The organism is Komagataeibacter xylinus, assembly GCF_009834365.1.
Lineage (GTDB): Bacteria > Pseudomonadota > Alphaproteobacteria > Acetobacterales > Acetobacteraceae > Komagataeibacter > Komagataeibacter xylinus_D.
In genome coordinates this window covers 37,831-50,354 of the sequence record NZ_CP041348.1, presented here as the reverse complement: position 1 = coordinate 50,354, position 12,524 = coordinate 37,831, and the positions used below count along the sequence as shown (strand labels likewise).

Here is a 12,524-nt window from a genome sequence, read left to right as displayed (position 1 = left end):
AAAAAGCCGCCCGGATAAGGGGCGGCTTTGGCGCATTTGTTGCAGTGTGTTTGAAATCTAGCAGTCTGTTTCGAAAAGTACAAGTAGAGTTTGCTGGCCGCTTTTATAGGGCGGCCATCGTGTTTCCTACGCGATCAACTCCCTTACCTTCCGCGCCCTCAACGTCACCACCCGCCGCTTCTGCAACCAGTCCTGCCGGGCGCGCTCAACGTAGGGTCTAATGCCTCGGCGGTCCCTGATCCACCTCCTGAGCAGGTTGATATGCATGAGCGCTTCCATATCCCGTGGCTTGTCCGCGTTCACACGTTCCCATCCTTCGCACTCAGCCATCCAGATCAGGAGTTCTTCGTCGGGTGGCAGGTGGCCGGTTATGGGGTTCTCCGTCAGGGCTACACCGGGGCTGGCTCCTTGGTCTTGGCGAAAGGGCGCGCCTCCATGCGCCAGCGCAGCACGTCAAGGGTTCGGGCCGGCCACAGGATCACTCGCTTGGTCGGCTGAACGCCAAAGAACTCGCCATTGTCCGTGACCATCCACGGCTGATTTGTCGTGCCAGCCGACTGCAAACCAAGATCGGCCAGCATAGCGTTGACCTTTGCGGCACCGATACCAAGGCGGCGACCGATCTCACCAACCGGCAGGCGGCACGTTCCGGTGTTCGGTCGGCGCTTGGGGATCAGGTTAGCCGGGATGGGAAAGGCTGCGATCTGGCCGGGCACGCGGGTTTCGACCAGCGCCTGCTTTTCGGCAACCTTTTCCTGCACCACGGCAATGGCGCGTTCGGAAAGCTCCCGCTGTGCCGGTGTCAGCTTCTCGCGGATCTCTGCTTTCAGTTCCGCCAGCAGGTCACTTTTCATCTTGGTGACGACCGACTTCACGATGCCACCAACTTCACGGGCAGAGAGGTGGTTGGATGCAGGCTGTTCACCGCGGGCCAGAGCCTTGCCGAAGAAGTGGTTGAACAGAACGCGGGCACATTCGGTCTGGTATTCGATGACCTTCGCGCGGGTCGCTTCATTCTTGATCCGGTCGGGGTGGATCGTGGCGAGCCAGAAGTTGAGGAGGTCGAGGGAGAGGAAGGTTGCGGACTGATTCCCACCTTCCGTAGGTATCTCCTTTACGGAGATACCCTTGCTAAGCACCGGGTGCGCCGTAATTTTCTTGTGCTGGGCGCCCCAATCAAGTGCCATCCCCTCAACCACCGGCTTCATCGCCACCAGCGTTGTTTCGGGACGGTCGCCCTGAATGGCGATAAGGTTTGAACCGTGGAAGTCGATTGTGGTAAGAGCGGTCATAGTGATGTTCCTTGTAAGGGTCATTTCTGAGGGGCGTTGGGCTGGCTTCCTACGGCGGTGCCCAACGCCTTTTCTGCTTGCTCAAGATGCTGAGCATAAAACTTCAATCCAAAAATAATCTCTGAATTGACGGATCGGCAGTTTGCCTTTGCGTTTGCTTCCAATGCGTCCTTCATGGACTGTGGGACGCGGACATGAATTTGCGGGTCTCTCTGTTTCATGAACTCCCTCTCTTCGCTCTGTAACCACTGTATACCTATGGTTAGCATTGCCGTCAATAACCAATGTATCTAATTTGATACCATGACGATTCGACCTCCCATGATCCACTTCCGTCTACCCCCAGACCTAAAGGAATGGGTGGAGGAGCAGGCTGCCCGAAACGGCAGGTCCGTAAACGCCGAACTCGTCTGGATGATCGAGTTCATGCGCGACGGCTATCAGAAGGAAATCGCCACGCGGGATAGCGAACTGGCAGAGATTAAGAAGATCGCGCTTGAGGCCCTTGAGAGGGCGAAGGATGCGCAGAAGTGCGCTCGGGAAAAATGAGACGTTTATTAATTAAATAAATAACTGTAATTTTCTGAAAATATTTCCATAAAATCGCCACAATCCGTAACTTTTAAAAAATTTATGAAAGATGGATTATGTCAGACGATTTCCGGCAAAAGTTTAAAGCATTTTCAGAGCGCATGGTTACCCTCGCTCCGCGTTGCAGCAATGAAGAAGCTACCAAAATGTTCCTTGTCCTGCCATTTTTGCAGTTCTTGGGATATGACATCATGAATCCGGACGAAGTATGCCCGGAACATCACGCAGATTTTTCAGAAAAATACAAAAATAGAGTTGACTATGCTGTCCTTCGTGAAGGACAGCCAGTAATTGCAATCGAATGCAAGGCTCTAGGTGCGCCATTGAAAGATGACAGAGGACAGTTAAAGTCATATTTTAATGCAGCCCACACAGTAAAAATGGGAGTTATCACTGATGGCCTAGTTTATGAGTTCTATGCAGACTCAGATGAGCCAAATATGATGGACCCGACTGCCTTTCTATCATTTGACCTTCGGGAGATTGCAAAAGGGAAGATTGAGGACTCCGTTGTTGACGGGTTAAAAAGTCTTCAAAAGTCTAACTTCGACCCTGAAAACATCGGGGCAGAAGCCAAACGCAAGCTTGTTTTCCAAAATCTCGTTCAGCAAATCGAGGATCTTGCAGCATCACCTAGTGAGGCGTTTGTGCGCCTTTTGCTGCAAAGCATTGGCCTCAAGCATATTCGCGCCAAGGCAGTTGCCGAGTATACGGACCTGACAAAAAGCGCCTTCGCTGAGTTCGTGAACCTTCGCATTCTCCAAAGACTAGACCTCCCGGTAAAGGACAAGGAAGCTGACAAGCCGGTTTTGGTTGTCGATGTCCCGAAGGTAGATCCCGATGCAAAACCCGCAGATGGTATTATCACGACAGAAACCGAGTTGGAAGTTTATGAGTATGCCAAACGGCGGCTCGCGTTCTTGGCGGATAGTGACGAATTATTCGATGCTATAACCGGCATTGAATATAAAGACTACAAAGGAAAGTTTGTGGTATTCTACCGGAAAGAGCGGGCAGGACGTTTGTTCGATTTTTATGAAGATAAGGGTCCCAAATATACGTTTGACTTTGGTGAAGAATTTGGAGGTGAATTTGGCTCGGATGAACTATCCGGAATAGATGATCATCTTCTTAGTGTATTTAAATATAGAGTTGAGGTTATGGGTTTAAAAAATAAACGAACAAAAATTTCAGACTGAAAGGTTAAATCTATGCCGGGTATGTTGCAGATAATTACATGGCTTCTATCATTCTACCTTGTAATGAAAGGAGTTGAGATTCTTCAGATCGGACTCGCTTCTAATCGCTCTAACCGTTCTGGGCTAATTTTTATCGGCTGCTTATCAATCGCAGCATGCGTAGCTGTCGGTGCATACCTAACCGATATGCAGGACAAGCAGGCACAGTCAATAAGCAGTAAAGTAGACTCAAGCCCTTGATAAAAAGCAGCCCATAATATCTGGGTGCAGGCTGAGCGACACATCGACGGTGAATGGTTCGATCTTCTTCACTCTGGTGCTCCTGTCGTTCCCGGCGCGTCTGTGACCGGGTGTGTGTGGCCCTTGCCGGAAATGCCCGCGGCCTTCACGTCCGTCTGACCTGTAACGGTGCCCTGCGCCGTGATATCGCTGGTTGTGGTTATGGCGCAATTCACCTGCATGCTGGCGGCGTCCACAATGAACTTCCCAGCCGTGTGGACATGCACGTCATCATCCACCCAGCCGATATATTCGGTCGGCGCGGCGTTCAGCAGGCCGCCCACATACACGGCGTCTGACACGTCATGGTGTCGGTATGACCCTGGAACCGACGCCGCCCGATTGGTCTTGACGTTGGATATGTCTCGACCCGACACAATGGCATACCCGATATCACCCACCTGCGGGTCACAGATGATGGCCCGGCTGCCGCCCTGCATGCGGATGTAGGGCACATCATAGATCACGCCACGCGGGGTCGGCTTTCCTGCCCCATCAACCTGATGCACAAGCGGCTGAACATCGACAAACCCGACCGGGTTCAGGCCAACGCCATTAACCGCCAGCACCTTGACCGGCAGGTTCGCGCCCATCCGCCCCATTACGCGACGGATCATGGCGTTGAACACGTTGAACGTGCAGCCCGCGTCCTCGGGCCGGTTCGTTCCTATGTATGTGTTATCGGGCAAATACCGTCCCCTTTGCAAGATCCTGACGTTGCGCCTCGATGTAGGTGGTCCATTCCCCGCCGGGGATTTCAGATTGCAGGTCGTGCTGCACGCGGTAGGCTACCCATATGCCATTCGATGCCGGGAAGATGTTATTCCCGCCCAACTGGTTAAGCTGCCCCATTTCGTTAACCCATGCAGCCGGGGCATATTCGCTTTCCAGCTTCAGAACGCTTTGAAAGCCTATGGCGCTGTTGAACAGCGTGCGCAGCGTTACGCCATACTGCGCATAGGCCGGGTAACCTATCATGCCAGTTTCGGATGAAATCGTGACCTGCGCGGTCGTGCTGGTCGGGCCGGTTGCAGGCCAGATGCTCAGGACATTCGTGGCGACGATATAGGTTATCTGCGCAGCCTGTGCGATGGCCTGAATCTGGTCCGCGCCAGATCCATTCAGCGTGACACTGCCGTTCATGACTGCCGTCACGCCGTTGTTCTGAAATGACAGGCCGACTTTCTCGGCTATCGCTTTCATGATATCGGCCACCGCCACGCTGCCCTTGAAGGCCGTTGGCGTGATCGGCATGGCGGATGGCTGCGCCATGCTCTGGGCCGTGACCATAAAAGCGGTGTTCGGAGTACTGTTGAAATCTGCAAACGCCCCGACCACGCCACCGGAAAACACCATCTGCCATACATCGTCACCAGTATCACACGCCTCCACCGTAACGGTGTTTGCGTTCTGGGCCACCACGCCAGCCTGAACCATGGACAGGCGATTCATGTGGTTGATGTTTACGCCCTCTATGCGCAGGGAGCACATCACCCCGCCCTCAAGCCCTGCATTGGCAACCTGGCAGGCTACGCGCAGGTCTGTCAGGGTCAGGGTGGAATCTTCTGTATTCCCTTTGATCAGGAACTTCACCCGCAGGCGCTTGCGTGTAAAGCTGCTGTCAGACATTTTGACCCTCCTGATAATACAGACACCACCGATCGTTCAGGCCGCTATAATACGGGTCTTCAGTGCCTTGGCTATCTATAAAGACCAGATCGCCGGGAAAGCCGTAATATGCCTTGCGGATGATCCATGTCCGGTCCTGACATAGCACGCCTGCCATGATCAGGGTACCATCCAGATAGATATCCATGAACAGGCCAGTATCAAGCTGGTACAGGTTCAGCTTGGCCGTGTGGCTGGACAGCGGCACAGTCAGGGTCTGGCTTGCCACCGCGCTGACGGGAATTGTAACGGCATCGGTCATGATGTGGTGGTCCCGCTGGCGTAAGTGTCCGTCTGCGTGGATGTCAGGCTTTGTGACTGCACATTGCCGCCGTTTGTCTGGCTGGCGCCGGACGGCTGTGAAGGGCTGGTGACAGAGACAGACTTGCTGTGCTGCAACCGGACTTCCTCAAGCATGATTTCCGCGCGGACCATGGTTACGCCGCGATGTGTTTCGCGCCTGATCGCATAGCCGATCACATTCATATTCGAGTATGTAGCCTCTGGCGTAACCACCAGATAGGTGTTCAGGTCCGCGACAAGAGAGTCCAGCGCCGCCAGGAACTGCTTGCGCACGGTCACGCCCTGCGTCGTGCCACCTATGCCTGCCACAGCCAGAAGGCTGGTGATGGCGCTTACGTTGCCGTAACTCATAGCGGTGCCATCGCACAGCACCTCAAGCATCACCTGTCGGGGCATCTTGACCTTGTTATAGGACATGAAGCCGCCGTTCTCCTGCGGGGCATCGGACTTGCGATACTGTGACCGGATATCAATCGCCCGCACTCGCGCCGCCGTCAGCACCGGCTTGCTGTAGGTGTTGAACAGCCCCCACTGCGTGGCAGCATTGCTGACCAGATAGCTTTGCAGCAGGGTGTCCAGTTCGACGGACGCCACCGCCTCGGCATCCGACATGACCGTTGACCACAGTTTGGGAACGCCCGCCCCCGTTCCGACATTTGCCGTTGTGGGCTGGGCTACCAGCGTCATGACCATTTGGGTTTCCTATGCCGGGAATGCGCCGTTTGCCTGTCGGGCAAGGTTGCTGTGGCTGTCCATGACGGCCTGTTTTATCGGCGCGGGATCAGCCCCATTCACGGTGATGTTGTAGGTTCCCGTGATGTGGGAATTGCTGTTGTTCACAGTGCTGTTTGATGTGGAATTATCCTGTGCAGCCCGTATGCTTTCAGCGGTTGAGGCAACAAGAGCTTTTGCATTTTCCTGCGCGACAGCTTCAATAGCCTTTCCTGTTTCGCCGGCATAAATTCGAGCGGCCATAGTTGCGCGGGCATAGGACTGCCCAGGAATATCTGCGGGCGTTTCGTATTTTGCCGTCAGTATTCTGGCACGCTGCGCCGCTGTCAGATCGTTCCCCATATTGGATTGCCTGCGCTTATCCAACTCAGCGAACGCCCACTTCATCTGTTCCTGGGGGGACATGTCCGTTATTGACTTCCCAGCCTGCTGCTCAATCCATTTTTCTCGGTCGCTATGCCACTGAGCCATGCCTATCGCAGATCCATTGTCACCAATGGCCTGCGTATTGAATCCGCTTTCTGCCTTGAATTGAGCCAGCATGGCTGCGACATCCCGCGGGTCTCGATGAAGCGAGCCTACGCCGTATCCGTAAAGGGCATGTTGAATCTGATTTTGTTCAAGCTGAGAGTAGCGGTTGGCTGAATAATATCGGTCATGACGATTGTAGATATCGCGCCGGTTCTGCATCTTTCCTTCATCGGATGCATTGTGGCTGATTTCCTTATATGCCTCGTATCCTTCATAACCTGCGAAGGCAGCGGCACCAGCCAGCGCGCCACCTGGAGAGATACCCATCAGTTTTTGCGCGCCAGACATGCCTACGCCTGTAGCAACCGCCAGTTTACGAACGGCGGCAATGACCCGAATGAATTGAGCGCCCAACCAGAGATCAAACAGAATACGAACCGCTTCCGACCATCCGCCCACGGCCTGAGCGGCGGTATTGGCACCAGATGCAAAACTCTTAATGCCGTCCCCCACCGCTTTCCAGTCGATGGAGCGCAGATAATCCCACAGAGCTTTGATATCCGCGCCGACAGTCTTCCAGTCAATAGACTTTATCCCGTCCCCAATTTCCTTGGCGTACTTGGGAATATCCTGCCTGATCCACCCTTGGTTCTGGTCTATCATGCTGGACACCCACTGCATCATGTCATGCAGTTCAGGCGTCAGGCTGGTCATGATGGTGCGGCCAAACGCCTCGGACTGTGCCGTCAGCTTGGTCCAGTCCATCATCAACTGGCCAGATGCCTGCGTATCCGCCTTGGTGGGGGCATACTTTTTCAGGGCAGCATACATGGCCTCGATTTTTTCCGGCCCCTGCTCCAGCATATTGATGAAGCCCTGCGACAGCCCGGCCTGAGAACCGAGAGCAGAGAACATCTGCGGGCCAAGACGCTGTGCCGCGCGAGCCAGATCAGGCAGCATCTCATTCATGTTGCGCAACTGGCCATTGGCGCCCTGTAGCCTCACCCCCATCTGGCCAAACGTCATCCCCAGATTTGTCCTCCCCTCAACGGTCTGGAACTGCGACACGAGGGACTGCATTGAGCCAGACACATCTTCTGCCGTGCCGCCGAAGGACTGCGCCACCTTCTGCCATGCGCCAAGGGACTGGGCCGACACACCCAGATTGCGCGACATGTTGCCCAGCGCTACGTTGGAGCGGGTATTGTCCTGCACAAAGGCCTTCAGGCTCTTGCCCGCCGTCAGCACTGCGAAGAACGAAAGCGCCTCACGCGACATGGTTCGTAGGGCCTGTGCGCCGCTGGTGGCGGCGGCGTCAACCCCTTTGCCCATATTCTGGGCAGAAGTCTTCACCTTGCTGAATGAAGTGTCGGCTTCCTTCTGTCCTTTCTTCACCCCTTTGGGGTCAAGGCCGAGCGTGACAACGAGTGCGTCAATGACGGTGGCCATTATCCATTGAACCTTTTCACAATCGCGGCCTCAAGCAAGTCCTCAAAGTCCTCGCTGTCGTATATGGTCTGTAGTTCATGAAGGGTTGCCATCCCCTCCATGATGACGGCAGCGTGCCGTTCGTCTAGGTTTCGGACGCGGGCACAGGGTCGCTTTCTTCCATCCCCAGCATCAGGGATATGAGGGAGAACAAGCGGCCTGCGCCCTTGAAAAAATCCACATGCAACTTGAATGCCTCAGACTGAAGCCACCCAATGGTGGGGATTTCCTCAATCTGGGTCTGCGCGATGGCCCAGTTCAGGCGCGTGGCCGGGTTCCCCGGATCGGGCTGCATTTCGATGCACTGCATGAGCCGGTCAATCAGCGCGTCCATGCGGTCCGGGTCCATGGCGGCGAAGATGCCGATGCCCGCCGCCGCGACGGCAGCGACCCCGCCGCCCTGAACCACGCCGGGAATATCGCCACCAGATGCCGCTGCCGCCTGAAGGCAATGACGCCCCCAGCGGTCGGCATCCACGGCGGACATGCGGGTAATGATGAACCGCTTGCCTTTGTCCGCGCCCTCATGCGGGCACGTGACCGTCACTTCCTTGCGGGCCATATCACACCCCTGCCGCAGTTACGGACTGCCAGCGGATGGCGAATGTCCGGGTTTCCAGCACACGCCCGGCGGCGGGCAGCACACTGGCGGCGCGCAGAAGGCCATTGACCATGGTGTATTTGCGCCCCGTGCTGGTCAGCGTGATTTCACCGCCGATGCGATAGAGGGAGCGTGCAGTCTGCTGGGCCGCGATGATCGCCTCAAACACCGGGACGCTGGAACTGGCTGCGGACAGGGATACGGTCTGGTCAACCGGGTTGGGAACCCAGCCCGCATTGAGATATCCGTCAATGGACATCTCGGTTTCGGCCATTTCCAGTTCCGGCGCATCCCAAGCGCGGTCCGCTGCGTAGTTTTCCAGCCGGACGGGGGCCTGAAGCAGCGATGTGACGGTTATCACAAAGATGCTATTGGCCGCCGTGATATCAAGATCAGCCATGCTTACTGCACCTCAATGCTGTTCAGGTTGATGGACTGCACGCTCTGGCCGTCGGAATACCAGAGTTGCGCGGGTGGGGTGGTGCGGGCCACGCGATAGGACGCGGCAGCGGTGCTGATACCCGGCTTAAGGTAATACCCGTAGTTGACCACATTATCCGCTGCGGTCGTGACCCCGGCGGCATTGTTGATCTGCTGCTTTTGCAGGGTAGTCAGGTTGACGCCCGATCGGATCATGCCGAAGGAAATGGCCTGTGTGATGGTATCCTTCACGGCAGCCTCAACCAGCGTATCACCCTCGGTATTGTAGGGGATATTGCCCGTGGTCAGCAGCAGGTTGATCAGGTCGCTGGTCAGATTGGAATTGAGCCAGATCTGGTTGACGAAGCTGTCTGCCCACAGGAACTTGCCCGATACCTGGCCGGGCCGCATGAAGATGAACTGACTGGCCCCGTTGGCATACTGCCCATAGAACGAATATCCGTTCGTAATCAGGGTCGATGCCGTAGCGCCATCTGTCACGTCAGCGGAAATCAGGCCAGAAGCGTCTTCGACAAATGCCAGCGTCTGCCGTCCGTCTGCCGTATCAAAAGACAGGGAAGCCATCCATGCCATGGCCAACGCGCCCGGCAGAACGGATGTGGAATAGATCGCTGTAACGCCGTTGATGGACTGGTTGCCCAGCCAAACCCCGAATGCAGTCTGGCTATCGTTGGTCGTGGCGCTGCTGTCGCTGTCCACGATGGCGGCAAACACCTGGTCATTCTGCGTTCCGACCCACTGCGCAGCCGCCTCCTTGTCATCGGCGGACAGTTCAGTGTCAAACGCCAGCCCGTTCCAGCCGCCTTCTGCCGCGCGCAGGGTATCAAGCTGGGTGCCGATATCCGTCACGCTGGCAGGGGTCAGTGTTACGGTCGGGGCTGATGTGTAGCCAGAACCGGCATTGGTGACGGTGAAGGCGGTCACGACGCCACCAGAGACGGACGCGGTAGCTGTTGCCCCCGTTCCGCCGCCACCGGACAGCGTTACGGTCGGGGCTGTCGCGTAACCGGAACCGCCAGAGGAAACCGAGATTGAAGCCACGGTTCCGTTCGAAGCGCTTGCCGCAGTCGAGGTGGTCGTAACCGTAAGGCCCGTACCGCTGCCGCTGGTTGTGGTGGCCAGTCCGATTCCTGCAGGATCTGTGACCTGCGCCGTGGTCGTGCCGAGCGTCAGTGCGCTAACGGACCCGCCGGTCCCGACGGCCGAAACGGTCGCCGTGCCGCCGGTAAATGTGACGGTATCGCCCGTGGCATATCCGGTGCCTGCCGCATCGACCGAAGCAGCAGAAACGGTATAGGTGCTGGTGGCGCCGAGGACAGCCGTGGCGGATGCCCCGGAGCCAGCCGAGTTGATTGCCCCAACATACAGCGTTCCGGGCGTCATGACTGCCGTTTCGTATCCGGAGAAATAGACCTCGGCCATCTTATACAGCGCGGACGTGGTGCCGAATTCCGTCCCCACATCGCTTGCGGATGTAAACGACTGGACCGAACCGGCAGTCAGCGCAGGCGATGCGGAAGTGACGAACAGGGCAGACAGTTCATTCAGGCCAGACCCGGCAGCGAGCACGCCGGGCGTGACCTTTACCACCTGGGAAATGGGGATGGATGCCATTAAATTACTCCGTTGTGCGAGTGCCCAGGGTGGCCTCGTTCAATTCTATTGATGGGATTTGGCCTGAGAACGTCTGGGGGATTTTGACGGTCAGGTTGACCTGCATGGACAGATCGACAGACCAGCAGTCCTCATACTGGCGTTCGCCGGTGATAAAGCCGAGCTGCCGGGTGGTTGATGTGGTCAGGGGACAAACAGGAACGGACTGGCTGCGGAAATAGTCAACCGCCTGCATGTCGCGCCACAGGGCCGTTACAAGCTGCATCTGGTTGCTGGATGCCGGTCCGAACAGGCTGATCTGCATCGTGATGCGGACCTGTTCCGTCACTGTCCGGGTGCTGGTCCCGTCATAGGTCCAGCCGTTGGTGGCAATCCGCTCACGCCCGATAATGGTCATGACCGCAAAGGGGTCACGCGGGGCGGCCTGACGGTTCTGCTGCCCCTGAATGACCCGCATGCCAGACGGCAGGATTTCCAGAAGCCACGCACGCATGGCTGTGTAGATCTCGCTTTCGGTAGGGCTTATGACGTAGTAATCTGCCGCGTCACCAGAACTTTCGTCCATTCGCCGTCGCCCCATTCTTCAAGCTGCTGGGTTACGAGCCAGTCCGACCCGTAGAATGTCAGGATATCGCCGCCGATCTGTAGCGGCCTGTTCAGTGCGTTCAGCACCCCGAACACATAAACAGAGCGCATGTCAGCCTGCTGATTGATGTTCTCAATCTGCTTCAGGTCTTCCGAACTGACCGCCTGAACCTCGACTTCGACAGACGCGGTTGAGTAGGTCGGATTGGGTGAACCATCGGCATTATCCGTGCTTCCAGTGCTGAACCGGATCGGGATGGTGATATGCGGGTTGACGGCCTGACAGACGTTACCGGCGGCACCGAAGATGTTAAGACTCATCGGGGCCGTCCTTGACTTCGTGAGATACGTCCTGCCTCATGAGGCCCGACCAGACCAGAGGCTTTCCTTCGGGCGCTGTCTCGCCATTTTTCAGGTCGTGAACCGCCTGAAGGAAATCTTCAGTTGAATAATCCCCCCTTGGGAAACGATCCTTCAGCAGGTTGGTCAGGGGGGCATTGGGAGGGTCGTTAAGGTTCGAAATCTCGTCGCGAATCTGCCCCTCAATAACCATTCCCACGACTTCAAGCGATTTTTTCGCGTCGTAATCCGTGCTCTTCAAGGCCGCCGATAGCGCATCCCCCCATTGCTCAGAATGAGCAGATATTGTGTTTCTCATAAATGGGCGGGGAGGTGCCGTTTTAGTTCCGAACTCATTCCACGCGGCCACCTGCGCAACAGGCGTTCCGTCCGGGTATGACTTACCCTCAAGGAAGCCAACCCTCACATGCCCCCCGTCCTTCACCTTCTGCGACAGCTTTTCCAGCGCCGCCTTCAGTTTCGAACCACCATTGAAGTTTACGGCCATGTCTGCCTCTGAACCCGTGGGATGTGGACATACCGCGCCGTGCGTAGCCATATCGTGGCCTGCCAGAACGCGGCACCGTATTGGGTTTGCAGAAACCACTGAGCCGAACCGGGCTGCGCGCCCATGTCCGTGCCAATAGAGACGGAACCGCGCGTGGCGTTCGACACACGCCCCACCATCCCCGCCCCGTTCCCCCCGCTGGTTGTCGGCAGGTTCAGGTATGCGATGTGCGCCACCAGCATATAGAGCAGCATCGTTCGCTGCATGATGTTACGCACGGGGCTGCACTCGGTATTGTCCAGATAAAGCTGGGCCTCACCGAAATACAGGTCAGCCAGCGTTTCAGGAACCTTCGCCGCAAGGTCGGGGTAGCGCGCCGACCATGTGGCATAATCGAACGTCGCTACCGCCAT

General features: G+C 56.5%; 16 protein-coding genes. 2 read left to right on the top strand and 14 right to left on the bottom strand.

Annotated elements, in window-relative coordinates; genetic code table 11:
- Window positions 1-389: 389 nt before the first annotated feature.
- Together FMA36_RS00330 and FMA36_RS00325 are read right to left on the bottom strand one after the other, a co-directional pair.
- The gene (locus FMA36_RS00330; protein ID WP_159260055.1) at window positions 390-1,292 is read right to left on the bottom strand and encodes a phage antirepressor N-terminal domain-containing protein; all 903 of its coding nucleotides are present in this window, start codon (window positions 1,290-1,292) and stop codon (window positions 390-392) included.
- Window positions 1,293-1,312: 20 nt separating this feature from the next.
- Window positions 1,313-1,513: an Arc family DNA-binding protein gene (locus FMA36_RS00325; protein WP_148431301.1), complete on the bottom strand. Its 201-nt coding sequence runs from the start codon at window positions 1,511-1,513 to the stop codon at window positions 1,313-1,315.
- A gap of 82 nt (window positions 1,514-1,595) precedes the next feature.
- Between FMA36_RS00325 and FMA36_RS00320 the strand changes: the two genes are divergently transcribed.
- Both FMA36_RS00320 and FMA36_RS00315 read left to right on the top strand, forming a co-directional pair.
- Window positions 1,596-1,841, top strand: a complete 246-nt coding sequence (locus FMA36_RS00320) for an Arc family DNA-binding protein (RefSeq protein ID WP_159260053.1) — start codon at window positions 1,596-1,598, stop codon at window positions 1,839-1,841.
- A 98-nt stretch (window positions 1,842-1,939) separates the two neighbouring features.
- A complete protein-coding gene (locus FMA36_RS00315; RefSeq protein ID WP_159260051.1) occupies window positions 1,940-3,082 on the top strand; it encodes a type I restriction endonuclease in 1,143 nt (380 codons plus the stop codon).
- A gap of 308 nt (window positions 3,083-3,390) precedes the next feature.
- Here FMA36_RS00315 and FMA36_RS00310 read toward each other — a convergent pair whose 3' ends face one another.
- The 12 genes from FMA36_RS00310 to FMA36_RS00255 all read right to left on the bottom strand — a co-directional run bounded on the left by FMA36_RS00310 (window position 3,391) and on the right by FMA36_RS00255 (window position 12,524).
- Complete coding sequence (locus FMA36_RS00310) at window positions 3,391-4,050, bottom strand: Gp138 family membrane-puncturing spike protein (RefSeq protein ID WP_159260048.1); 660 nt, start codon at window positions 4,048-4,050, stop codon at window positions 3,391-3,393.
- On the bottom strand, window positions 4,040-4,990 hold the full coding sequence (locus tag FMA36_RS00305; protein WP_240906430.1) for a baseplate hub protein: 951 nt from the start codon (window positions 4,988-4,990) through the stop codon (window positions 4,040-4,042). Before FMA36_RS00305 ends, FMA36_RS00310 begins: the two co-directional genes overlap by 11 nt.
- Window positions 4,983-5,291: a phage baseplate plug family protein gene (locus tag FMA36_RS00300; RefSeq protein WP_159260046.1), complete on the bottom strand. Its 309-nt coding sequence runs from the start codon at window positions 5,289-5,291 to the stop codon at window positions 4,983-4,985. Before FMA36_RS00300 ends, FMA36_RS00305 begins: the two co-directional genes overlap by 8 nt.
- Complete coding sequence (locus tag FMA36_RS00295) at window positions 5,288-6,019, bottom strand: phage baseplate protein (protein ID WP_159260044.1); 732 nt, start codon at window positions 6,017-6,019, stop codon at window positions 5,288-5,290. The genes FMA36_RS00300 and FMA36_RS00295 overlap by 4 nt, the downstream gene beginning before the upstream one ends.
- A gap of 15 nt (window positions 6,020-6,034) precedes the next feature.
- The gene (locus FMA36_RS00290) at window positions 6,035-7,984 is read right to left on the bottom strand and encodes a phage tail tip lysozyme (RefSeq protein ID WP_159260042.1); all 1,950 of its coding nucleotides are present in this window, start codon (window positions 7,982-7,984) and stop codon (window positions 6,035-6,037) included.
- A 124-nt stretch (window positions 7,985-8,108) separates the two neighbouring features.
- The gene (locus FMA36_RS00285) at window positions 8,109-8,585 is read right to left on the bottom strand and encodes a hypothetical protein (RefSeq protein WP_159260041.1); all 477 of its coding nucleotides are present in this window, start codon (window positions 8,583-8,585) and stop codon (window positions 8,109-8,111) included.
- A 1-nt stretch (window position 8,586) separates the two neighbouring features.
- On the bottom strand, window positions 8,587-9,024 hold the full coding sequence (locus FMA36_RS00280; RefSeq protein ID WP_159260039.1) for a phage tail fiber protein: 438 nt from the start codon (window positions 9,022-9,024) through the stop codon (window positions 8,587-8,589).
- A gap of 2 nt (window positions 9,025-9,026) precedes the next feature.
- Window positions 9,027-10,679 carry a DUF3383 family protein gene (locus tag FMA36_RS00275; protein WP_159260037.1) on the bottom strand — a complete coding sequence of 551 codons (1,653 nt, stop codon included), beginning with the start codon at window positions 10,677-10,679 and terminating at the stop codon, window positions 9,027-9,029.
- Window positions 10,680-10,683: 4 nt separating this feature from the next.
- On the bottom strand, window positions 10,684-11,244 hold the full coding sequence (locus tag FMA36_RS00270) for a phage neck terminator protein (RefSeq protein ID WP_159260035.1): 561 nt from the start codon (window positions 11,242-11,244) through the stop codon (window positions 10,684-10,686).
- Window positions 11,202-11,585 carry a hypothetical protein gene (locus FMA36_RS00265; RefSeq protein WP_159260033.1) on the bottom strand — a complete coding sequence of 128 codons (384 nt, stop codon included), beginning with the start codon at window positions 11,583-11,585 and terminating at the stop codon, window positions 11,202-11,204. Before FMA36_RS00265 ends, FMA36_RS00270 begins: the two co-directional genes overlap by 43 nt.
- Window positions 11,575-12,111: an HK97-gp10 family putative phage morphogenesis protein gene (locus FMA36_RS00260; RefSeq protein ID WP_159260031.1), complete on the bottom strand. Its 537-nt coding sequence runs from the start codon at window positions 12,109-12,111 to the stop codon at window positions 11,575-11,577. The genes FMA36_RS00265 and FMA36_RS00260 overlap by 11 nt, the downstream gene beginning before the upstream one ends.
- Window positions 12,102-12,524, bottom strand: coding sequence for a DUF4054 domain-containing protein (locus FMA36_RS00255; RefSeq protein WP_159260030.1), 423 nt, complete (start codon window positions 12,522-12,524; stop codon window positions 12,102-12,104). The genes FMA36_RS00260 and FMA36_RS00255 overlap by 10 nt, the downstream gene beginning before the upstream one ends.

Coding starts and splice junctions, on each gene's coding strand:
- FMA36_RS00285 (WP_159260041.1), bottom strand. CDS start 8,585: ATGGCCCGCAAGGAAGTGACGGTCACGTGCCCGCATGAGGGCGCGGAC.
- FMA36_RS00330 (WP_159260055.1), bottom strand. CDS start 1,292: ATGACCGCTCTTACCACAATCGACTTCCACGGTTCAAACCTTATCGCC.
- FMA36_RS00275 (WP_159260037.1), bottom strand. CDS start 10,679: ATGGCATCCATCCCCATTTCCCAGGTGGTAAAGGTCACGCCCGGCGTG.
- FMA36_RS00320 (WP_159260053.1), top strand. CDS start 1,596: ATGACGATTCGACCTCCCATGATCCACTTCCGTCTACCCCCAGACCTA.
- FMA36_RS00315 (WP_159260051.1), top strand. CDS start 1,940: ATGTCAGACGATTTCCGGCAAAAGTTTAAAGCATTTTCAGAGCGCATG.
- FMA36_RS00305 (WP_240906430.1), bottom strand. CDS start 4,990: ATGTCTGACAGCAGCTTTACACGCAAGCGCCTGCGGGTGAAGTTCCTG.
- FMA36_RS00255 (WP_159260030.1), bottom strand. CDS start 12,524: ATGGCGGTAGCGACGTTCGATTATGCCACATGGTCGGCGCGCTACCCC.
- FMA36_RS00325 (WP_148431301.1), bottom strand. CDS start 1,513: ATGAAACAGAGAGACCCGCAAATTCATGTCCGCGTCCCACAGTCCATG.
- FMA36_RS00270 (WP_159260035.1), bottom strand. CDS start 11,244: ATGGACGAAAGTTCTGGTGACGCGGCAGATTACTACGTCATAAGCCCT.
- FMA36_RS00280 (WP_159260039.1), bottom strand. CDS start 9,024: ATGGCTGATCTTGATATCACGGCGGCCAATAGCATCTTTGTGATAACC.
- FMA36_RS00260 (WP_159260031.1), bottom strand. CDS start 12,111: ATGGCCGTAAACTTCAATGGTGGTTCGAAACTGAAGGCGGCGCTGGAA.
- FMA36_RS00290 (WP_159260042.1), bottom strand. CDS start 7,984: ATGGCCACCGTCATTGACGCACTCGTTGTCACGCTCGGCCTTGACCCC.
- FMA36_RS00300 (WP_159260046.1), bottom strand. CDS start 5,291: ATGACCGATGCCGTTACAATTCCCGTCAGCGCGGTGGCAAGCCAGACC.
- FMA36_RS00295 (WP_159260044.1), bottom strand. CDS start 6,019: ATGACGCTGGTAGCCCAGCCCACAACGGCAAATGTCGGAACGGGGGCG.
- FMA36_RS00265 (WP_159260033.1), bottom strand. CDS start 11,585: ATGAGTCTTAACATCTTCGGTGCCGCCGGTAACGTCTGTCAGGCCGTC.